The sequence below is a fragment of the Bacillus halotolerans genome, assembly GCF_001517105.1.
GTDB lineage: Bacteria > Bacillota > Bacilli > Bacillales > Bacillaceae > Bacillus > Bacillus halotolerans.
The window spans coordinates 294,578-316,349 of sequence record NZ_LPVF01000013.1 but is presented as its reverse complement, the minus strand read 5'-3'; the positions used below and the strand labels follow the sequence as shown (position 1 = coordinate 316,349).

Annotated in this window: 24 protein-coding genes and 1 pseudogene; 24 read left to right on the top strand and 1 reads right to left on the bottom strand. The window is 44.4% G+C overall.

All coding sequences use genetic code 11. The features are described from left to right. Positions 1-3 precede the first annotated feature (3 nt). From ansA to lysA, 23 genes and pseudogenes are all read left to right on the top strand, one after another. Positions 4-992 (top strand): annotated as a pseudogene (gene ansA / locus AU387_RS19685) (asparaginase). Between the two features lie 45 nt (positions 993-1,037). Beyond that, complete coding sequence (gene aspA / locus AU387_RS19680) at positions 1,038-2,465, top strand: aspartate ammonia-lyase (RefSeq protein WP_059336653.1); 1,428 nt, start codon at positions 1,038-1,040, stop codon at positions 2,463-2,465. Positions 2,466-2,605: 140 nt separating this feature from the next. Continuing rightward, entirely contained in the window at positions 2,606-4,012 is a 1,407-nt protein-coding gene (gene mleN / locus AU387_RS19675; RefSeq protein ID WP_059293660.1) for a malate-H+/Na+-lactate antiporter MleN, read from the top strand. A 15-nt stretch (positions 4,013-4,027) separates the two neighbouring features. After that, positions 4,028-5,350, top strand: a complete 1,323-nt coding sequence (locus AU387_RS19670) for an NAD-dependent malic enzyme (protein WP_059336652.1) — start codon at positions 4,028-4,030, stop codon at positions 5,348-5,350. Positions 5,351-5,464: 114 nt separating this feature from the next. Then, positions 5,465-5,686: a hypothetical protein gene (locus AU387_RS19665; RefSeq protein WP_059336651.1), complete on the top strand. Its 222-nt coding sequence runs from the start codon at positions 5,465-5,467 to the stop codon at positions 5,684-5,686. Between the two features lie 97 nt (positions 5,687-5,783). After that, a complete protein-coding gene (spoIIM, locus tag AU387_RS19660) occupies positions 5,784-6,428 on the top strand; it encodes a stage II sporulation protein M (RefSeq protein WP_059336650.1) in 645 nt (214 codons plus the stop codon). Positions 6,429-6,540: 112 nt separating this feature from the next. After that, the gene (fur, locus tag AU387_RS19655) at positions 6,541-6,990 is read left to right on the top strand and encodes a ferric iron uptake transcriptional regulator (RefSeq protein WP_024121932.1); all 450 of its coding nucleotides are present in this window, start codon (positions 6,541-6,543) and stop codon (positions 6,988-6,990) included. Between the two features lie 124 nt (positions 6,991-7,114). Beyond that, the gene (locus tag AU387_RS19650) at positions 7,115-7,342 is read left to right on the top strand and encodes a YqzK family protein (protein WP_010334808.1); all 228 of its coding nucleotides are present in this window, start codon (positions 7,115-7,117) and stop codon (positions 7,340-7,342) included. A 7-nt stretch (positions 7,343-7,349) separates the two neighbouring features. Continuing rightward, entirely contained in the window at positions 7,350-8,240 is an 891-nt protein-coding gene (xerD, locus tag AU387_RS19645) for a site-specific tyrosine recombinase XerD (protein WP_059293663.1), read from the top strand. Positions 8,241-8,401: 161 nt separating this feature from the next. Beyond that, positions 8,402-9,586, top strand: coding sequence for a phosphopentomutase (gene deoB / locus AU387_RS19640; RefSeq protein WP_024121929.1), 1,185 nt, complete (start codon positions 8,402-8,404; stop codon positions 9,584-9,586). Between the two features lie 12 nt (positions 9,587-9,598). Beyond that, positions 9,599-10,414 (top strand): purine nucleoside phosphorylase I, inosine and guanosine-specific, encoded by an 816-nt coding sequence (locus AU387_RS19635; protein ID WP_059336649.1) that lies wholly within the window; start codon positions 9,599-9,601, stop codon positions 10,412-10,414. Positions 10,415-10,570: 156 nt separating this feature from the next. Further along, positions 10,571-11,740: a D-alanyl-D-alanine carboxypeptidase family protein gene (locus tag AU387_RS19630; RefSeq protein ID WP_059336648.1), complete on the top strand. Its 1,170-nt coding sequence runs from the start codon at positions 10,571-10,573 to the stop codon at positions 11,738-11,740. 95 nt (positions 11,741-11,835) lie between these two features. Continuing rightward, positions 11,836-12,189, top strand: coding sequence for an anti-sigma F factor antagonist (gene spoIIAA / locus AU387_RS19625; RefSeq protein WP_010334804.1), 354 nt, complete (start codon positions 11,836-11,838; stop codon positions 12,187-12,189). Next, positions 12,186-12,626: an anti-sigma F factor gene (gene spoIIAB, locus AU387_RS19620; RefSeq protein WP_010334803.1), complete on the top strand. Its 441-nt coding sequence runs from the start codon at positions 12,186-12,188 to the stop codon at positions 12,624-12,626. The genes spoIIAA and spoIIAB overlap by 4 nt, the downstream gene beginning before the upstream one ends. Before the next feature lie 11 nt (positions 12,627-12,637). Beyond that, the gene (gene sigF, locus AU387_RS19615; protein ID WP_024121925.1) at positions 12,638-13,405 is read left to right on the top strand and encodes an RNA polymerase sporulation sigma factor SigF; all 768 of its coding nucleotides are present in this window, start codon (positions 12,638-12,640) and stop codon (positions 13,403-13,405) included. A 126-nt stretch (positions 13,406-13,531) separates the two neighbouring features. Then, a complete protein-coding gene (locus tag AU387_RS19610) occupies positions 13,532-14,152 on the top strand; it encodes a stage V sporulation protein AA (RefSeq protein ID WP_059336691.1) in 621 nt (206 codons plus the stop codon). Continuing rightward, positions 14,142-14,567, top strand: a complete 426-nt coding sequence (spoVAB, locus tag AU387_RS19605; protein ID WP_024121923.1) for a stage V sporulation protein SpoVAB — start codon at positions 14,142-14,144, stop codon at positions 14,565-14,567. Before AU387_RS19610 ends, spoVAB begins: the two co-directional genes overlap by 11 nt. A gap of 12 nt (positions 14,568-14,579) precedes the next feature. Further along, positions 14,580-15,032: a stage V sporulation protein AC gene (gene spoVAC, locus AU387_RS19600; RefSeq protein WP_024121922.1), complete on the top strand. Its 453-nt coding sequence runs from the start codon at positions 14,580-14,582 to the stop codon at positions 15,030-15,032. 12 nt (positions 15,033-15,044) lie between these two features. Next, positions 15,045-16,061 (top strand): stage V sporulation protein AD, encoded by a 1,017-nt coding sequence (gene spoVAD / locus AU387_RS19595; protein WP_024121921.1) that lies wholly within the window; start codon positions 15,045-15,047, stop codon positions 16,059-16,061. Beyond that, on the top strand, positions 16,062-16,412 hold the full coding sequence (gene spoVAE, locus AU387_RS19590; protein WP_003230467.1) for a stage V sporulation protein AE: 351 nt from the start codon (positions 16,062-16,064) through the stop codon (positions 16,410-16,412). Positions 16,413-16,419: 7 nt separating this feature from the next. Beyond that, positions 16,420-17,037: a stage V sporulation protein SpoVABEA gene (spoVAEA, locus tag AU387_RS19585; protein WP_059293665.1), complete on the top strand. Its 618-nt coding sequence runs from the start codon at positions 16,420-16,422 to the stop codon at positions 17,035-17,037. Continuing rightward, positions 16,982-18,469 (top strand): spore germination protein SpoVAF, encoded by a 1,488-nt coding sequence (gene spoVAF / locus AU387_RS19580; protein WP_059293666.1) that lies wholly within the window; start codon positions 16,982-16,984, stop codon positions 18,467-18,469. The genes spoVAEA and spoVAF overlap by 56 nt, the downstream gene beginning before the upstream one ends. Before the next feature lie 106 nt (positions 18,470-18,575). Next, positions 18,576-19,895 (top strand): diaminopimelate decarboxylase, encoded by a 1,320-nt coding sequence (lysA, locus tag AU387_RS19575; RefSeq protein WP_059336689.1) that lies wholly within the window; start codon positions 18,576-18,578, stop codon positions 19,893-19,895. A 28-nt stretch (positions 19,896-19,923) separates the two neighbouring features. On the opposite strand, the gene AU387_RS19570 is transcribed toward lysA, so the two are convergent. Further along, positions 19,924-20,796, bottom strand: a complete 873-nt coding sequence (locus AU387_RS19570) for a DUF1002 domain-containing protein (RefSeq protein WP_059336647.1) — start codon at positions 20,794-20,796, stop codon at positions 19,924-19,926. A gap of 257 nt (positions 20,797-21,053) precedes the next feature. Between AU387_RS19570 and AU387_RS19565 the strand changes: the two genes are divergently transcribed. Next, complete coding sequence (locus tag AU387_RS19565; protein ID WP_044156728.1) at positions 21,054-21,485, top strand: peptidylprolyl isomerase; 432 nt, start codon at positions 21,054-21,056, stop codon at positions 21,483-21,485. The last annotated feature ends 287 nt before the right edge of the window (positions 21,486-21,772 follow it).

Here is a 21,772-nt window from a genome sequence, read left to right as displayed (position 1 = left end):
GGTATGAAAAAATTATTGATGTTGACAACTGGGGGAACGATCGCTTCAGTTGAAGGGGAAAACGGGCTTGCCCCGGGGGTGAAGGCTGACGAGTTGTTAAGTTACGTATCAAAACTTGATAACGATTACACGATGGAAACCCAATCGCTTATGAATATAGACAGCACCAATATGCAGCCTGAATACTGGGTGGAGATAGCGGAAGCCGTTAAGGAAAATTATGATGCCTATGACGGGTTTGTTATTACCCATGGTACAGATACAATGGCCTATACATCTGCCGCATTATCTTATATGCTGCAGCATGCTAAAAAGCCGATTGTGATTACAGGCTCGCAAATTCCGATTACCTTTCAAAAGACAGACGCCAAAAAAATATTACAGATGCCATTCGCTTTGCCTGTGAAGGCGTAGGTGGGGTTTATGTTGTGTTTGACGGCAGAGTCATTCAAGGAACACGTGCGATCAAGTTAAGAACGAAAAGCTATGACGCGTTTGAAAGCATCAATTATCCATATATCGCTTTTATTACAGAAGACGGGATTGAATACAACAAACAAGTAACGGAACCTGAGAACGACTCCTTCACAGTTGACACGTCACTATGCACAGATGTTTGTCTGCTTAAGCTGCATCCGGGCTTAAAGCCGGAAATGCTGGACGCTCTGAAAAGCATGTACAAAGGAATTGTCATCGAAAGTTATGGCAGCGGAGGTGTTCCGTTTGAAGGCAGAGACATTTTGTCCAAGGTAAATGAGCTGATTGAAAACGGCATCGTTGTCGTCATTACGACTCAATGCTTGGAAGAAGGCGAAGATATGAGTATTTACGAAGTCGGCCGCAGAGTCAATCAGGACTTGATTATCCGCTCTAGAAACATGAACACTGAAGCAATCGTTCCTAAATTAATGTGGGCACTCGGCCAATCCTCAGATCTGCCGGTCGTAAAAAGAATTATGGAAACACCGATTGCCGATGACGTTGTCCTGTAAAAAAGCTAAAACTATAACCATTATAGAGAAAGTAGGTTAAAGATTATGTTAAACGGCCAGAAAGAATACCGCGTGGAAAAAGATTTCCTTGGAGAAAAACAAATTGAAGCAGATGTCTATTACGGCATCCAAACGCTGCGTGCTTCAGAAAACTTTCCGATTACGGGATATAAAATCCATGAAGAAATGATTAACGCGCTGGCGATTGTAAAAAAAGCTGCCGCTCTTGCAAACATGGATGTAAAACGGCTGTATGAAGGAATTGGCCAAGCTATCGTACAAGCCGCTGACGAGATTCTGGAAGGGAAGTGGCATGACCAGTTTATCGTCGATCCGATTCAAGGCGGCGCTGGTACATCCATGAACATGAATGCGAACGAGGTCATCGGAAACCGCGCGCTTGAAATCTTGGGTCATAAAAAGGGAGAATACATCCACTTAAGCCCTAACACACACGTTAATATGTCACAGTCAACAAACGATGTATTTCCGACAGCCATTCATATTTCCACACTGAATCTGCTGGAAAAACTGCTTAAGACGATGGAAGACATGCATGGTGTATTTAAACAAAAAGCGCAGGAATTTGATTCTGTCATTAAAATGGGACGGACTCACCTTCAAGACGCTGTTCCGATTCGTCTCGGCCAGGAATTTGATGCATACAGCCGTGTTCTTGAGCGTGATATTAAACGCATTAAACAATCCCGGCAGCATCTGTATGAAGTCAACATGGGCGCTACTGCAGTCGGCACTGGCCTGAACGCCGATCCGGAATATATCAAACAAGTCGTTAAACACCTTGCTGATATTAGCGGACTGCCTCTTGTCGGCGCTGACCATCTTGTTGATGCAACGCAAAATACAGACGCTTACACAGAAGTTTCTGCATCATTAAAAGTCTGCATGATGAACATGTCGAAGATCGCAAACGACCTTCGTTTAATGGCATCGGGACCGCGTGCCGGACTTGCGGAGATTTCTCTGCCTGCCCGCCAGCCGGGATCTTCCATCATGCCGGGTAAAGTCAATCCGGTTATGGCGGAGCTCATTAACCAAATTGCGTTCCAGGTGATTGGAAACGATAATACCATCTGCCTAGCTTCAGAAGCAGGTCAGCTTGAGTTAAACGTTATGGAGCCAGTGCTCGTCTTTAATCTGCTGCAATCAATCAGCATTATGAACAATGGTTTCCGTTCCTTCACTGACTATTGCTTAAAAGGCATCGAAGCTAATGAAAAACGCTTGAAACTATACGTAGAAAAAAGCGCTGGCGTTATTACCGCTGTGAATCCGCATCTTGGTTATGAAGCGGCTGCCCGAATCGCCAGGGAAGCGATTATGACAGGCCAGTCCGTCCGTGATCTTTGCCTTCAGCATGATGTGCTGACAGAAGAAGAATTGGATATCATTTTAAATCCATACGAGATGACAAAGCCAGGGATTGCTGGAAAAGAGCTATTAGAAAAATAAAATTTAAACAAAATGCAGCTTATTCACCTCTGAATAGCCGGTGAATAAGCTGTTTACAAGCATAGGGATGAGGAAGTATAGTATACGTGTTGCACTATTTATTGAAAGCGTTTTAGCTTTTTCATTAAGGGGGACTTCTTTTGAAGGATGTAAGATTGCCAACACTATTTGAAATTATTATCGTACTAGGAGCATTTTTAGCACTTGTTCTGTCGTTTACAGTCTTTTTAGACTTGCCAATACAGCTAGCGCTTTTTGTTTCTTGGTTTATTGCAATGATTCTCGGAATCAGACTGGGTTATTCATATAAAGATCTGCAAAACGCGATTGTTCATGGGATATCTAATGGTCTTGAAGCTGTTCTGATTCTCGTTTCAGTCGGAGCGCTCATTGGAACATGGATTGCCGGAGGCGTCGTGCCAACCTTGATTTATTATGGATTAGAATTTATTCATCCTAGTATCTTTTTACTCGCAACGTTAATTATTTGTTCTATTATGTCTGTGGCGACAGGAACATCATGGGGAACAGTAGGAACAGCCGGCATTGCCATGATCGCAATTGGTGAAGGCCTCGGAATCCCGCTTCCTCTTGTAGCTGGAGCCATTCTTTCCGGAGCTTACTTCGGGGACAAGCTGTCTCCTCTGTCTGACAGCACAGTCCTGGCATCTTCATTATCAAAAGTGGATGTATTGGCTCACGTCAGAGCGATGCTTTATTTATCAATACCAGCATATGTGATTACGGCTATTCTCTTTACAGCTGTTGGATTTATGTACGGCGGGAAAAATATTGATCTCGACAAAGTTGAATTTTTGAAATCTTCATTGCAGAATACATTTGACATTCATATTTGGATGCTGATTCCGGCTGTTGTCGTGATCGTCTTATTAGCGATGAAAAAGCCGTCTATGCCGGTTATCGTAATTGGTGCATTGCTTGGCGCTGTCTGGGCTGCTGTTTTCCAAGGCATGAATTTCGCCGATGCAATTGCAACTGCGTACAACGGCTTCTCTATTAAAACAGATGTTGAATTTTTAAACGGTCTCTTAAACCGCGGAGGCATCGTAGGCATGCTCGGTTCTCTCGTCGTGATTATCTTTGGTCTCGGTTTTGGCGGGTTGCTCGAGAAGCTAGGTGTGTTAAAAGTCATTGTTTCATTGTTTGAAAAGAAATTGACATCAGCGGGCAATGTGACATTATCTACGCTGATTGTAGCATTTTTGGCGAACATCTTCGGGTGTGCTATGTATGTATCTCTTATTTTGACACCGAAGATTATGGAAGACAGCTATGACCGTTTGCATCTGGACAGAAGAGTTCTCTCCCGTAATTCAGAGGTCGGGGGAACTTTGACTTCAGGTATGGTCCCTTGGTCTGATAACGGCATTTACATGGCCGGGATTTTAGGAGTTTCTACCTTCTCTTATCTGCCGTTTATGTGGCTCAGTTTTGTCGCAATAGGTCTTGCCATTATCTATGGTTATACAGGAAAATGTATATGGTATACGAAAAACGATACAGCTCAAGCTGAAAAACTAGGCTAAGGGGAGGATCACTGAATGATAGCGAAACACATGATTCGGACACTGATGATAGAAACGCCTTCGGTTCCCGGAAATCTCGGAAGAGTGGCTACAGCAATCGGCCTTCTGGGCGGAGACATTGGTGATGTGGAGACGGTAAAAGTCGGACCCAATTACACGATGCGCAATATTACTGTACAAGTGGAAAATGAAGAACAGCTTCAGGAAGTGATCATGGCTGTTCAGGCTCTTGGCGAAGGGATCAGGCTTCACACGGTATCTGATGAAGTCCTGTCTGCCCATGAAGGCGGAAAAATCCAAATGAAAAGCAAAATGCCAATCCGTTCACTGGCAGAGCTTGGGCGCGTCTATACCCCAGGTGTAGCAGACGTCTGCAGACTGATCGAGAAAGAACCTCAGAAGGCTGATATCTATACAACAATCAGCAACTCGGTCGCAATTGTAACTGATGGAACAGCCATTCTCGGCCTTGGTAACATTGGCTCTGTTGCGGGAATGCCTGTTATGGAAGGAAAGGCAGCGCTGTTTGATCAGCTGGCAGGGATCAGCGGTATCCCGATTTTGCTGGATACAAGTGATCCTGAAGAAATCATCAATACGGTAAAACATATTTCACCAGGATTTAACGGCATCCTGCTTGAGGATATCGGGTCACCGCATTGCTTCGAAATTGAAGATCGCCTAAAAGAGGAGCTCAATATCCCTGTCATGCACGATGATCAGCATGGGACAGCTGTCGTCACGCTGGCAGCTGCCATTTCGGCATGTAAAAGCGCGGGCGTTGACTTGAAAGAAGCAAAAGTGGGGCAGATCGGCCTCGGCGCAGCGGGCGTAGCCATCTGCCGGATGTTTATGGCTTACGGCGTCAAAGCTGTATGCGGTACAGACAAATCAGAGACGGCGATGAGTCGTCTTGAGCAATACGGCGGACAGACAGCCGCCAGCATCGAAGAATTAATGGAAACATGTGACATTGTCATTGCCACAACAGGAGTTCCTGGTTTAATTAAACCTGAATTCGTACGATCTGGTCAGGTCATATTGGCATTATCCAATCCGAAGCCGGAAATTGAGCCTGAGGATGCTTTGCAGGCCGGCGCAGCGTATGCGGCTGACGGGCGGTCTGTGAATAATGTGCTTGGCTTCCCGGGTATATTCAGAGGAGCACTGAATGCCAAAAGCAAGGAGATCAATCACGATATGCTTGTGGCGGCAGCAGAGGCCATAGCAGCCTGCACAAAGCCAGGCGATGTGGTTCCGCAGCCGCTGGATTCAAAGGTCCATCACGAAGTGACAGCCGCCGTTGAACGTGCAGCTCTTACAGCGGTCAAACATTAAAATGAAACCAGCACCTGGCACGACAGGTGCTGTTTTTTTCTGACAGATTCAAAACATTTTAATAACATGTTCCATTTGCTATCATGAACCAAAATGAAACAGGGAGTGATCAGCATGGCAAAAAGCCGAGCGAAAAGAAAACGGGAGCATCTGCTTAGAAACAGCGGACGGGACGCCTTATTATCAAGAGGCAGTTCTCCATCCTTCAGCACCCATGAAAGAATGACAAAAAGCAAAAAAGACATATTGAATAAAAGAAAGCATAAACACAAAAATCCTTATGATCATAATGCCTTTGATGATAGGGATTTTTTTATGCCCGAAACCGCCGCCTAGCAATCTCTATCGTTTCTTTTTGAAAAAGAGCATGTTTTTTCGTTTCTTTCATACAATCTATTAAATCAAATCAATAGAGCGGGCGGGAGGAAACGATATGCGGAAAATTTCTTATAAGGACATGTTTCTCGGGCATGTAAAGGATCATCTCTCTCTTTATATATTTGTGTCTGTCCTGTTTTTCATGGGTGTGATTTTTGGCGCTATTATTGTCAACAGCATGACGATCAGCCAGAAAGAAGATTTATATTATTATTTAAGCCAATTTTTCGGACAGCTATCAGACGGAAAGCAGGCCAGCTCATCTGATATGTTTTGGCAAAGCATTTTTCATAATATAAAGTATTTAGGGCTGATGTGGATTTTAGGCATTTCTGTGATTGGTATGCCGATCATTTTTATTATGATTTTTCTAAAAGGAATTGTCGTCGGATTTACTGTGGGATTTCTCGTCAACCAGATGGGAATCAGCGGTTTTTTCTTATCCTTTGTCTCGGTTTTGCCGCAAAATGTGCTGCTTATTCCGGCTTATCTCATTATGGGCACGTGTGCGATTGCATTTTCTTTAAAGCTGATCAGGCAGCTGTTCGTTAAACGAAGTCTGCATGATGCGCCGATCCAGTGGTTCGGGCGGTATGCTGTTGTTTTCCTGATCATTTTATTTTTAGCGCTGATCTCGTCTCTCTTTGAAGCATACATGTCGCCTGTTTTGATGGAAAAGCTGACATCGCGACTTTTTTAAAAACATTATTAAAAGAAAATCATTTTATTTATCAGTTTATAATAATTATAGTTGGAACTCCGCGCTTATTTTGTTATAATGAGTCATGGAATGCGGCGTAGGAGGGAAAGACATGGAAAACCGTATTGATCGAATTAAGAAACAGCTGCACTCGTCCAGCTACAAACTTACGCCTCAGCGTGAAGCGACAGTAAGAGTGCTGCTTGAAAACGAAGAAGACCATTTAAGCGCAGAAGATGTATACCTCCTCGTAAAAGAGAAATCTCCTGAGATCGGTCTCGCAACAGTATACCGTACGCTTGAATTACTAACTGAATTAAAAGTCGTTGATAAAATTAACTTTGGAGACGGCGTGTCCCGTTACGATCTTCGTAAGGAGGGGGCAGCTCACTTTCATCACCACTTGGTGTGCATGGAGTGCGGAGCCGTTGATGAAATTGAAGAAGATTTGCTTGAAGACGTAGAAGAAGTCATTGAACGTGATTGGAAATTTAAGATCAAAGATCATAGATTGACGTTTCACGGCATTTGCCACCGCTGTAACGGAAAAGAAACTGAATAGACGATGCCGGGCTCGAACCTTTTCTCTTGGGGAAAGGGTTTTTTGCTGTTTCGACGTATAAATCCTTTCTGATTTGGCATATGGTTTAAATAACTGGAACCATAGAGAAAGGATCGATTGGGACATGGGAAGATTCCTGAAAACGGCTGTTGATACATTGAAGGTTTTTATTCTGTTCACAGGTTTTACCGCTCTCTTCTATTATGCTATGATATGGGTAAATCAAGAGTATGAAAACTATCATCGGTACGATAAACCTGAAGGCTCCGCCGTAAAAGTTGTTGAAATGGATGCGGAAGAAAAAGGCGGATGGTTTGACCGGTTAATCTTTTTTTACCAAAATGGGGAGTAGATCTAGAGTGAAAGATCAAATAAAGGATTTCATCCACTACGTCATGGTAGAGAGAGGGCTTTCTCAAAATACGGTGGTCTCCTATGAGCGTGACTTGAAAAGCTATTCTCTTTATTTAACAGAAACCCTTCATATCAACAATTGGAACGATGTGACCCGTATACAAATTATCCAATATTTGAAGCACTTGAAGGACTCGGGGAAATCCGGAAAGACATCAGCGCGGCATTTGGCATCGATTCGCTCTTTTCATCAATTTCTGCTTAGGGAAAAGGTGACGGACAAAGACCCTTCCGTACATATCGAAACACAAAAAACAGAACGGACGCTTCCGAAGGTGCTGGCGCTGAACGAGGTTGAGCGGCTGTTGGACACGCCTAAGCTTACGAGTCCTTTTGGCTATCGGGATAAAGCGATGCTGGAGCTGCTCTATGCCACAGGTATCCGAGTCAGTGAAATGATTGAATTGAAAACGACAGATGTCCATTTGTCAATGGGGTTTGTGCGCTGTTTCGGAAAAGGGAGGAAAGAGCGGATTGTGCCGATCGGTGAAACCGCTGCTTCTGCTATTGAAGAATATATGATGAAAGCCAGGGGGAAACTGCTGAAGAACAAAGTGTCTGACGCACTCTTTTTAAATCATCACGGCAAGCAGATCTCCCGCCAGGGGTTTTGGAAAAATCTGAAGAAAATTGCGCTCGAAGCCGGAATCAAAAAAGAGCTTACCCCGCATACACTCAGGCATTCCTTTGCAACGCATCTGCTTGAAAACGGGGCTGATTTAAGAGCTGTGCAGGAAATGCTCGGCCATGCGGATATATCTACGACGCAAATCTATACGCATGTGACGAAAACAAGGCTGAAGGATGTGTACAAGCAGTACCATCCGCGTGCCTAGCCGCAGCAGGCTGCGGCTTTTTTCTTTAGGCCAGACAGAAAATAATGAAGTTTCTCATTATTTTCAAATGCATTGTCAACGGGAATGAAAACGGTTTATACTTGAGTTGTCAGACCTCTAGGCGATACAATAGACGTATAGAAAAAAAGGAGGCTTTTATGATGCCTGCATACAAATATAATCGCGTGTTTTTAATCGTAATGGATTCAGTCGGAATTGGCGAAGCGCCTGATGCCGCCGACTTTAATGACGTAGGCGCCAATACGCTCGGGCATATTGCCGAGCACATGAACGGATTACATATGCCGAATATGGCAAAACTCGGCCTTGGCCTTATTGGTGATATCAAGGGCGTTGAAAAAACAGAACAGCCGCTCGCGTACTTTGGAAAAATGCAAGAAGCGTCAAACGGCAAAGATACAATGACAGGTCATTGGGAGATTATGGGCTTATACATTGATAAACCGTTTAAAGTGTTCCCTGAAGGCTTTCCTGATGAACTGCTTCAGGAGCTTGAGAAAAGATCGGGCCGCAAAATTATCGGAAACAAGCCGGCTTCTGGCACAGCTATTTTGGATGAACTCGGCAAAGAGCATATGGAGACAGGTGCTTTAATTGTGTACACTTCAGCTGACTCTGTTCTGCAAATTGCCGCTCACGAAGAAGTTGTTCCGCTTGAAGAACTGTACCGCATTTGTGAAACGGCGAGAGAGCTGACGCTTGATCCGAAATATATGGTAGGCCGTATTATCGCACGGCCGTTCGTCGGCGAGCCGGGACATTTCAAACGGACGCCAAACCGCCACGACTATGCGCTTAAGCCGTTTGACCGCACTGTGATGAATGAATTGAAAGACAGCGGCTTAGATGTCATTTCAATCGGAAAAATTTCTGATATTTATGATGGAGAAGGAATTACGTCTTCCCGCAGAACGGTATCCAATATGGACGGAATGGACAAGGTGGTTGACACGCTCGGAGAAGACTTTACGGGTCTGAGCTTTGCAAACCTTGTTGATTTTGACGCCTTATACGGCCATCGCCGTGATCCGGAAGGTTACGGACGCGCGCTTGAAGAATTTGATGCTCGTCTTCCGGAAGTATTCGAACAAATGAAAGAAGATGATCTGTTAATCATTACAGCCGATCACGGCAATGATCCGATTCATCACGGAACAGACCATACACGTGAGTATGTGCCGATTCTTGCATACAGCAAAAAACATGAGAAAGCGCAAATGCTGCCGCTCGCAGATACATTTGCCGATATCGGCGCAACCATCGCGGATAATTTCCAAACAAAAAAACCGAAATACGGTAAAAGCTTTTTATCTTTATTACAATAGGGGGACTGTTTCTTGAAAGACAGAATCGAACGCGCAGCCGCTTTTATTCAACAAAACTTGCCTGAATCACCAAAGATCGGCCTTATTTTAGGCTCAGGTCTTGGTATTTTGGCTGATGAAATCGAAAATCCTGTTAAGCTGAAATATGAGGATATCCCGGAATTCCCAGTATCAACGGTTGAGGGACACGCCGGACAGCTTGTGCTTGGCACACTTGAGGGAGTTACCGTCATCGCCATGCAGGGCCGCTTTCATTTCTATGAAGGCTATTCAATGGAAAACGTCACTTTTCCTGTTCGCGTCATGAAAGCGCTCGGAGTCGAGGCTTTGATCGTGACAAATGCGGCAGGGGGCGTAAACACTGAATTCCGTGCGGGAGACTTAATGATCATTACAGATCACATTAACTTTATGGGGACAAACCCATTAATCGGGCCAAACGAAGCAGATTTCGGCGCCAGATTTCCTGATATGTCTTCAGCCTATGATAAAGATCTTTCCAGCCTGGCTGAAAAAATGGCGAAAGACCTTAACATTCCAATTCAAAAAGGTGTGTATACCGCTGTGACAGGTCCTTCCTATGAAACACCGGCGGAAGTGCGCTTTTTAAGAACAATGGGTTCTGATGCAGTCGGCATGTCTACCGTACCGGAAGTGATTGTGGCAAACCATGCGGGCCTCCGCGTACTCGGCATTTCCTGCATTTCGAACGCAGCAGCCGGAATTTTGGATCAGCCTTTATCTCACGATGAGGTCATGGAAGTGACAGAAAAGGTGAAAGCCGGATTCTTGCAGCTTGTGAAAGCGGTAGTTGCTAAGTACGAATAAATATGGAATTCAGAAAAAATAAGAAGACAGCTGTTTCTAATCGAAACAGCTGTCTTTTTTATGTCGAAAAAGTCCCGAAACATTTTCCAACAGTGGTGTATAAAACCATTCAGCTTGGAAAAAATAAAAAGGATTATGAAATGGAGGGCTTTTGAGATGAAACGTCTTTTATCCACTTTGTTGATTGGTATGATGCTGCTTACATTTGCACCGTCCGCATTTGCAAAACAAGACGGAAAACATACATCGGAGCTTGCTCATGAGGCCAAGTCTGCGGTGCTGATTGAACGTGATACTGGAAAAGTGCTTTACAACAAGAACAGCCGTGAGAGACTGGCGCCTGCAAGCATGACAAAAATCATGACGATGCTTTTAATCATGGAAGCCTTAGATGAAGGAAAAATCAAGATGAGTGATAAGGTCCGTACGAGCGAACATGCTGCTTCAATGGGCGGATCACAGATTTTCCTTGAGCCCGGGGAGGAAATGACAGTTACAGAAATGCTGAAGGGCATTGCGATTGCATCAGGAAATGACGCGTCCGTAGCGATGGCTGAATTTATTTCTGGCTCCGAGGATGAATTTGTGAAAAAAATGAACAAAAAAGCGAAAGAGCTGGGATTAAAAGATACATCCTTTAAAAACCCGACCGGCTTGACTGAGGAAGGGCATTACAGCTCGGCTTATGACATGGCAATTATGGCTAAGGAATTATTGAAATATGAATCAATCACCAAGTTTACAGGTACGTATGAGGATTATTTACGTGAAAACACAGATAAAAAGTTTTGGTTAGTGAATACAAATAGGCTTATCAAATTTTATCCCGGTGTAGACGGCGTCAAAACAGGCTATACAGGAGAAGCGAAATACTGCCTGACCGCTTCGGCTAAAAAAGGGAACATGCGGGCGATTGCTGTTGTGTTCGGGGCAAGCACACCTAAGGAAAGAAATGCGCAAGTCACAAAGATGCTTGATTATGCTTTCAGCCAATATGAGACACATCCTTTGTACAAACGAAATGAAACGGTAGCAAAAGCAAAGGTCAAAAAAGGCAAACAAAAAGTGATAGAACTCACCACTTCTGAGCCGATTTCTGTATTGACGAAAAAAGGCGAGGATATGAAACATGTGAAAAAAGAAATTAAAATGAACAACAATGTAAGCGCTCCGGTTCAAAAGGGCCAAGAGCTTGGCACGCTGGTGTTGAAAAAGGACGGAAAAGTGCTTGCTGAAAGTCCTGTCGTCGCTAAAGAAGATATGGAAAAAGCCGGATATTTAACGTTTTTAAAGAGGGCAATGGGAGATTGGACAAAATTTAAGTAATTATGCCGAATGATCACTAGTTTTGTCACGGTGAAGGAATTCATTCCTGCGAAATCGAAACACTCATTATCCGATCATATCAAGGAGGAATGAGCATGAGCCTTGGAATTGACATGCATGTCAAAGAATCAGTGCTTTGTATTCGATTAACAGGCGAACTCGATCACCATACGGCTGAAACGCTGAAACAAAAAGTAACGGAATCATTGGAAAAGGATGATATTCGTCATATCGTGCTGAATCTGGAGGACCTTTCCTTTATGGACAGCTCGGGTCTTGGCGTTATTTTAGGCAGATACAAACAAATTAAGCAAATTGGCGGGGAAATGGTCGTTTGCGCCATCTCTCCGGCAGTGAAACGGCTGTTTGATATGTCTGGCCTGTTTAAAATTATTCGTTTTGAACAATCTGAGCAGCAGGCACTGCTCACGCTGGGGGTGGCATCATGAAAAATGAAATGCACCTTGAATTTTCCGCTCTCAGCCAAAATGAATCGTTTGCGCGTGTGACAGTTGCTTCATTTATTGCACAGCTTGACCCGACCATGGATGAACTCACCGAGATCAAAACCGTGGTGTCAGAAGCGGTGACGAATGCCATCATCCATGGGTACGAAGAAAATGGCGACGGAAAAGTATATATTTCGGTGACGCTGGAAGATCATGTCGTATATATGACCATCCGTGATGAAGGGCTCGGCATTACAGACCTGGAAGAAGCCCGGCAGCCTTTATTCACAACAAAGCCTGAGCTGGAGCGTTCTGGAATGGGCTTTACCATTATGGAAAATTTCATGGATGATGTCAGTATCGATTCATCACCCGAAATGGGGACGACGATTCGCTTAACAAAGCACTTATCAAAAAGCAAAGCGCTTTGTAATTAAGGAGATTTGTTATGGATGTGGAGGTTAAGAAAAACGGTAAGAACGCTCAGCTGAAGGACCATGAAGTAAAAGAATTAATCAAACAGAGCCAAGATGGCGACCAGCAGGCAAGAGACCTCCTCATAGAAAAAAACATGCGTCTTGTTTGGTCTGTCGTACAGCGGTTTTTAAACAGAGGATATGAGCCTGATGACCTCTTTCAGATTGGCTGCATCGGGCTGTTAAAATCTGTTGATAAATTTGATTTAACCTATGATGTGCGCTTCTCGACATATGCAGTGCCGATGATTATCGGCGAAATCCAGCGTTTTATCCGTGATGACGGAACTGTCAAGGTGTCAAGATCATTAAAAGAGCTTGGCAACAAAATCCGCCGAGCGAAAGATGAACTTTCAAAAACATTGGGCAGGGTGCCGACCGTACAGGAAATCGCCGAACATTTGGAGATTGAAGCTGAAGATGTCGTGCTAGCCCAAGAGGCAGTAAGAGCTCCGTCTTCGATTCATGAGACAGTTTATGAAAATGACGGAGATCCGATTACCCTGCTTGACCAAATCGCCGATAACTCAGAAGAGAAATGGTTTGATAAAATTGCGCTGAAAGAAGCCATAAGCGATTTAGAAGAAAGGGAAAAATTAATCGTCTATCTTCGGTATTATAAAGATCAGACGCAGTCAGAAGTTGCTGAGCGGCTGGGGATATCTCAGGTGCAGGTATCCAGGCTTGAAAAGAAAATATTAAAACAGATCAAGGTTCAAATGGATCATACGGAAAGCTAGTCTGTCACTGCAGGCTGGCTTTTTTTTTGCAAAAGCGTGGTAATTTATGGTCTTTTCAAGCGGATGAATGAGAACAAAATCGAACCACATACTACATATATAACCACCGAAAGATGGTGATCAATGATGGAACGACGACTATTTATCAGGCTTCGCCACCGCGTTTTGGCACATCCGGGGGATATCATAACGGTCGGGGATGCCGCGCAAATAGAAGGGCAGCATCAGCTGAAAAAGAAACTGTCGGCTATGCCGCTGTATCAGGTGAGCGAAAAAGATAAAAATATCGTAATTCTGGATATCATAAAAGTGCTCAAAGCCATTTATCAGCAGGATCCCACACTTGATGTTCAAACTGTGGGCGGAGCTGAAACCATTGTTGAAATTCAGTATCAGAAACGGCACATATCAACCGTTCTTTTTGTTGGTGTCTGGCTGCTGCTGTTTATCGGATCGTGCCTCGCCATCATGAATTTCCATGAGGATGTCAGCATGGGAGATGTTCATATTGCGCTATATGAAATCATAACCGGAGAGCGGAATGACTATCCATATTTACTTCAAATCCCTTACAGCATCGGTTTGGGACTGGGGATGATCGTGTTTTTTAACCACATTTTTAAAAAGCGCCTTAATGAAGAGCCCAGCCCGCTGGAGGTTGAAATGTTTAACTATCAGCTTGATCTCGATCAATATGTGGCCATGCATGAAAATGAAGAAACAATAAAGGACCTGCATGATCGTTAGTGTATTGTTCATCATTTTTGTCGGGCTCGGCGGAGGCATCACAGTCGGGGCAGGTTTCGTGGCTTTTTTAACCGTGATGGGAATCATTCCGCGTCTGATGCAGCTCACCAAAACGATGAGATTTGTTCAAGCTTATGAAGCGGCTGTTATTCTCGGTGCGGTTTGCGGGGGCTGGGAAACACTGCATATGCACCATCTCTTTTTATCAAAGTGGATTGCCGTGCCGGTCGGGCTGTTGGCCGGAGTATTTGTCGGGATGCTTGCAGCCGCGCTGACAGAAGTGTTAAATGTCCTGCCGATCTTGGCTAAACGAATCGGCCTCAGAAGTAAAATCATTATTCTATTAATGGCCATTGTCATTGGAAAAATCGCGGGGTCTTTATTTCATTGGCTGTATTTTATTCATCATTCATAAGGAGGTTTTAATATGACAAACATAAAAGAAAACTACAAATCAAAAGTAAAAACATATCAGCCAAAGCCGCCTTACGTATGGAACTGTGTAAAAGCCTTTCTTGTAGGCGGTTTGATCTGCATGATTGGGCAAGGTCTGCAGAATTTTTATATCCATTTTTTTGATTTTAACGAAAAAACAGCAGGAAACCCTACGGCGGCAACGCTGATCCTATTGTCAGCGTTGCTCACCGGATTCGGCATTTACGACAGAATCGGTCAGTTTGCAGGCGCAGGATCAGCTGTACCTGTCACCGGCTTTGCCAACAGTATGGCAAGCGCGGCTCTTGAGTATAAAAGCGAAGGTTTAGTATTGGGAGTAGCGACAAACATGTTTAAACTGGCGGGAAACGTCATCGTATTCGGTGTTGTGGCTGCTTACATCGTCGGAATGATTCGGTTTGCTTTTGAGAAACTGATGTCATAGGAGGAGAAAGAAATGAAATTAACAGGAAAGCAAACCTGGGTGTTTGAGCATCCCTTATTTGTCAATGCAGCGGGAACAGCAGTAGGGCCTAAGGAAAAAGACGGTCCGCTCGGGTCTTTATATGATAAAACCTATGACGACATGCACTGTAATCAAAAAAGCTGGGAAATGGCTGAAAGGCAGCTAATGGAGGATGCCATCAATACCGTGCTGCAAAAAAACAATTTGAAAAAAGATGATATTGATCTTTTGCTTGCAGGCGATTTATTGAATCAAAATGTCACAGCCAACTATGTGGCAAGGCATCTGAAAATCCCGTTTCTTTGCATGTTTGGCGCATGCTCAACATCAATGGAAACAGTTGCTGTTGCATCTGCCCTAGTCGACGGCGGATTTGCAAATCGGGCGATTGCTGCTACAAGCAGTCACAATGCCACAGCCGAAAGACAGTTCCGCTATCCGACGGAATACGGCGGGCAAAAACCGGATACTGCGACATCTACTGTAACTGGGAGCGGTGCGGTTGTTATCAGTCAGACACCGAGTGATATTCAAATTACAAGTGCAACTATAGGGAAGGTGGCTGACTTAGGAATTACCGACCCGTTTGATATGGGCTCAGCCATGGCTCCTGCTGCTGCTGATACCATTAAACAGCACTTTCAAGACATGAACCGCACAGCGGACGACTACGATCTGATCCTGACGGGAGACCTTTCCGGCGTCGGATCTCCTATTGTCAAAGATATCTTGAAAGAAGAGGGATATCCGGTCGGCACAAAACATGATGATTGCGGGCTTCTGATTTACACTCCGGATCAGCAGGTGTTTGCCGGAGGAAGCGGCTGCGCTTGTTCCGCGGTTGTAACCTACTCACATATTTTTAAGCAGCTGAAAGAAGGAAAATTAAACCGTGTTTTCGTAGTAGCAACCGGGGCGCTGTTAAGCCCGACCATGATCCAGCAAAAACAAACCATTCCGACCATCGCACACGGGGTTGTATTTGAACGTGCAGGAGGTGCATCTTAAGTGGACTATCTTTTGGCTTTTGTTTGCGGAGGCGCCATTTGTATTGTCGGGCAGCTGCTGCTGGACATATTTAAATTGACGCCTGCCCACGTCATGACATCCTTTGTCGTCATCGGGGCGATTTTAGACGGTTTTGGCATTTACGATAAATTTATTGAGTTTGCTGGAGGAGGCGCCACGGTTCCGATTGTCAGCTTTGGCCACAGCCTTCTGCACGGTGCCATGCATCAGGCGCATATACACGGATTTATCGGAATCGGTATGGGGATATTCGAGCTGACATCTGCCGGTATCTCAGCCGCCATTCTATTCGCCTTTATCGTCGCTGTTATTTTTAAACCGAAAGGATAATGCCGAGATGACGACAAAACGCAAGGTCATACTGGTAACAGACGGAGATGTGTATGCTGCTAAAACAATTGAATACGCCGCAAGAAGAGTTGGAGGGAGATGTATTTCTCAATCAAAAGGCAATCCCTCCACCCGCAGCGGCGCCGAGCTTGTCAGGCTGATTACATCAGCACCATATGACCCTGTATTTGTCATGTTTGACGACTCCGGCCTTCAAGGAGAGGGACCGGGAGAAACCGCTCTGACCCATGTGGCCACTCATCCGGCAATTGAAGTGCTCGGTGTGATTGCGGTAGCGTCGAAAACCCATCAGGCTGAATGGACCAGGGTTGACGTAAGCATTGACCGCAATGGAGAGATAACAGAGTACGGCGTGGATAAAATCGGAGAGAGGGAATTCGATGAACACAGAATGAACGGGGATACGGTCTATTGCCTTGATAAACTTGATCTGCCGCTTATCGTTGGTATCGGGGATATCGGCAAAATGGGCAGGAAAGACGATATATCGAAAGGGTCGCCAATCACCATGAAAGCGGTCGAGTTTATTTTAGAAAGGAGCGGGTATCATGCCGGACAAACAGGAAGAGAAAATCCGGGTTTATCGGAATCCAGACAAAAATGAAGCTTATTTTAAAAATCGCGTCGGAATGGGAATCAGCTATGATGTAGGAGTTCGCAAGCTTACCATTTTAGACAGAGAAGTTCAGCTGTACTATTTGAATGGATTATGTGACACTGCCTTTATCATTCACTTAATGAGAGAGCTAGTTGCCATTAACAACCGGACAGGAAAAGAGGATCCTGAAGAGCTGGTCGATATCGTTGAAAACAGGCTGCTGAACGCCCAGGTCGAAAAAGTAAAAACGCTGGATGAAACCACCGACCAGGTGCTGTCCGGGTTAGTCGCAGTTATTGTCGAAGGTGCAGGATTTGCTTTTATCATTGATGTCAGAAGCTATCCGGGAAGAAATCCGGAAGAACCGGATACGGAAAAGGTGGTCAGAGGCGCCAGAGACGGATTTGTTGAAAATATCGTCGTCAATACCGCACTTCTCAGAAGACGGATTAGGGACGAACGCCTTCGCGTCAAGATGACAAAGGTCGGCGAGCGTTCAAAAACGGATCTGAGCATTTGTTATATCGAAGACATTGCAGATCCGGATCTGGTTGACATCGTGGAAAAAGAAATTGCTGCCATTGATGTCGACGGTTTAACAATGGCAGACAAAACAGTCGAAGAGTTTATTATCAAACAAAGCTACAACCCGTTTCCGCTCGTCCGTTATACAGAAAGGCCCGATGTGGCGGCCAATCACGTACTTGAAGGCCATGTCGTGATTATGGTTGATACATCGCCAAGTGTGATCATCACGCCGACAACCTTATTCCATCATGTTCAGCATGCTGAAGAATACAGACAGGCTCCTTCTGTGGGAACCTTTTTAAGATGGGTACGATTTTTCGGCATTCTTGCTTCTACTTTATTTCTCCCCATCTGGTTTCTCTTTGTTCTTCAACCGGAACTGCTGCCAGAGAATCTAAAATTTATCGGGTTGAATAAAGATATGCACATCCCGATCATTCTGCAGATTTTCTTAGCTGATTTAGGAATTGAGTTTCTCAGAATGGCGGCTATTCACACACCGACCGCTTTATCTACCGCAATGGGATTAATTGCCGCGGTTCTAATCGGGCAAATTGCCATTGATGTGGGGCTGTTCTCTCCTGAGGTCATACTGTATGTCTCGCTTGCCGCTATTGGAACCTTTACGACGCCAAGCTATGAATTAAGCCTGGCAAATAAAATGGCCCGTCTTACACTTATGATATTAGTAGCGCTGTTTCATGTAAAAGGGCTCGTTATAGGATTTACGGTGCTTATTATTGCCATGGCCAGCATAAAATCCCTTCAAACCCCATACTTATGGCCGCTCATTCCGTTTAACGGAAAGGCGCTATGGCAGGTGTTGATTCGCACGGCGAAACCTGGTGCGAAAGTAAGACCAAGCATTGTTCACCCAAGAAATCGCTTAAGACAGCCTACCAATTCATAATCGCATTGAAACTGACTGAAGAGTATGATAATGTATGTCTTAATTATGAAAGGACAGTCCATAAATCTGTCCTTTTCACCCATAAGCGGAGAAAGAGGGAATGACATTGTTCTTACACGGCACTAGCAGACAAAATCAACATGGGCATTTGGAAATCGGAGGTGTGGACGCTCTTTGTTTAGCTGAAACATACGGCACGCCTCTTTACGTATATGATGTGGCTTTAATACGTGAGCGTGCTAAAAGCTTTAAGCAGGCATTTATAACTGCAGAGCTGACAGCGCAGGTCGCGTATGCGAGCAAGGCATTCTCTTCTGTTGCGATGATTCAGCTTGCCGAGGAAGAAGGGCTTTCCTTAGATGTCGTGTCTGGAGGAGAACTTTACACAGCTGTTGCAGCAGGATTTCCAGCGGAGCGCATTCACTTCCATGGAAATAACAAAAGCAGGGAAGAGCTGCGGATGGCGCTTGAACACCGTATCGGCTGCATTGTGGTTGATAATTTCTATGAAATCTCGATTCTTGAAGACCTGTGTAAAGAAACTGGGCACTCAATTGATGTTCTCCTGCGGATTACCCCCGGAGTAGAGGCGCATACACATGACTACATTACAACGGGACAGGAAGATTCAAAGTTTGGTTTTGACCTTCATAACGGACAAACTGAACAGGCGATTGAACAGGTTTTACAATCAGAACACATTCAGCTGCTGGGTGTTCATTGCCATATCGGTTCGCAAATTTTTGATACAGCCGGTTTCGTGCTAGCGGCAGAAAAAATCTTCAAAAAGCTTGACGAATGGAGAGAAGCTTACTCATTTGTTTCAAAGGTGCTGAACCTTGGAGGCGGTTTTGGCATTCGTTATACGGAAGAAGATGAACCGCTTCATGCCACTGAATATGTAGAAAAAATTATCGAAGCTGTAAAAACAAATGCAGCCCGCTATGGATTTGACATACCGGAAATTTGGATCGAACCGGGCCGCTCGCTTGTAGGAGACGCAGGCACAACACTTTATACAGTCGGCTCTCAAAAAGAAGTGCCGGGTGTCCGGCAGTATGTAGCTGTTGACGGAGGAATGAACGACAATATCCGTCCGGCTCTCTATCAGGCAAAATATGAAGCTGTTACAGCTAACCGTATCGGTGAAGTGCACGATAAAACGGTATCGATTGCCGGCAAGTGCTGTGAAAGCGGAGATATGCTCATTTGGGATATTGACCTGCCGGAAGTAAAAGAAGGAGATCTGCTTGCTGTTTTCTGTACAGGCGCTTATGGCTACAGCATGGCCAATAATTATAATAGAATTCCAAGACCTGCCGTTGTATTTGTAGAAAACGGAGAGGCTCATTTAGTCGTAAAAAGAGAAACGTACGAGGATATTGTAAAACTGGATCTGCCATTTAAAACGAGTGTGAAGCAATGAAAAAAGCGCCGGGAATTCGGCGCTTTTTTTATTTGAATATAGAAACAATCGCGTTCCAGATGGAAACGAAGAAATCAATGACTTTCTGGATAAAGTTCTTGCCTTCATCTGAGTCTAAAAATTTACTAATCTTATCTTTCGCTTTATCAAGCTGGTCACCGACCTGTCCCCAGTCGATATCAACATTTTTCATCTTATTGAACAAGGATACAAGCTGATCCTTTTGGCTGTCTGTCAGTGTGACGTTTAAATCGGAAGCCGCATCATCCACTTTTTTCTCAATATCGGCTTTATTGTCAGGCACACCGTTTTTAGCAAACTCTTCTTTTATTTTTGCAATCAGCGCAGCCGCATTTTCGTCACCGATTTTGTCACCAAGCTCTGAGGTCGTCACAAGCTCTTGGTTGGCGACTTGTTTAACGTCTTCAGAAATCGCTTCGTCAGAAGAAACTTCATATGCTTTAATCAATCCTGTCAAAGCCGCAGTACCGGACACTTCAAACGGAGCGGTGACATAAACCTTCGCGTCTTTAACGCCGGCTGTCATCAAGGCATTGAGGTACATTTCATCCGTAATGCCGCTGATATTATGTGTCTCAACATTTAATCCGGAGCCTTTTTTGGCAATGGTAATAGACGATGATGAAATCGCTCTTGAGCCAATTTGCGCGCTTGGTATATATTTTCCTAAATATTCGTGCTCTTCCTTATTGGTAACGGTCACGGTTGTGGCATTATCAGGGACATTCATTTCATCAAGCACTTTTTGCTTATCTGATTCTGACAAATTTGCACCAAGTGTCACGATGACATCTCCGACTGCGGCATCCGCGAGACTGACTTTCGGAATCGTCAGCAGCAAAACGGCCGCTGCCAGCATTCCAATCCATATTTTTTTCAAAGCAGTTGACCTCCTTCATTTCACAAGCAGCAGTTAAAGCTGCTTTGCAAGGACCTGAATCATGATGAAAAATACAGTTCCGATAGGTTAGACGGAGATAGAGAGGTTCAGGTTTCATTTTTATTTTGGAGAAAAGCCGGGAGAGTCGTTTTCCCCAAAAAGGTGTGGTATAATAGCCGCGACAAGGAGAGACAAGCCATAATGATGATACATAAATTTCTCCTTTGAAAATTAAAATAAAGAAAGTGGGCATACAATTGAAAACAGGTTACTTTTTATTAGAAGACGGCAACAAAATTGAATTTGAACTTTATCCGGAAGCAGCACCGGGTACAGTTGCAAACTTTGAAAAGCTTGCAAACGAAGGATTTTACGACGGACTTACATTCCACCGAGTCATTCCAGGCTTCGTCAGCCAAGGCGGATGCCCCCACGGTACTGGCACAGGCGGTCCAGGATACACAATCAAATGTGAAACAGAAGGAAACCCGCACACACATGAAGCAGGCGCACTCTCTATGGCACACGCAGGAAAAGATACTGGCGGCAGCCAATTTTTCATCGTCCATGAGCCGCAGCCTCATTTAAACGGTGTTCACACTGTATTCGGCAAAGTAACAAGCGGCTTAGAATTGGCGAAAAACATGTCTAACGGTGATGTGATGAAAGAAGTTCGCGTAGAAGGCTAATAGGCAGGCAGAAAGCTCCCCGATATGAGGGAGCTTTTTCTTTTCGCTCACAGCCTGATCTGGCTGTGGAAGTTAACAACAGACGTTTTCAAGGTAGAACGAGGAGGCATAGAGAGATTTGGTATGAATCCTATAGTCCTCTTTATACATATTAGAGACCGTATGAAATAGCTTAAACGAACCAGTAAAAAAACAAAATGAGGTTGTAAAGCTAGCCCGCGTTTGTATGGGTGGAACATTCCTTACAGTCAGATACACTCATCAGGGAAAAATTAAACAAATTTTAA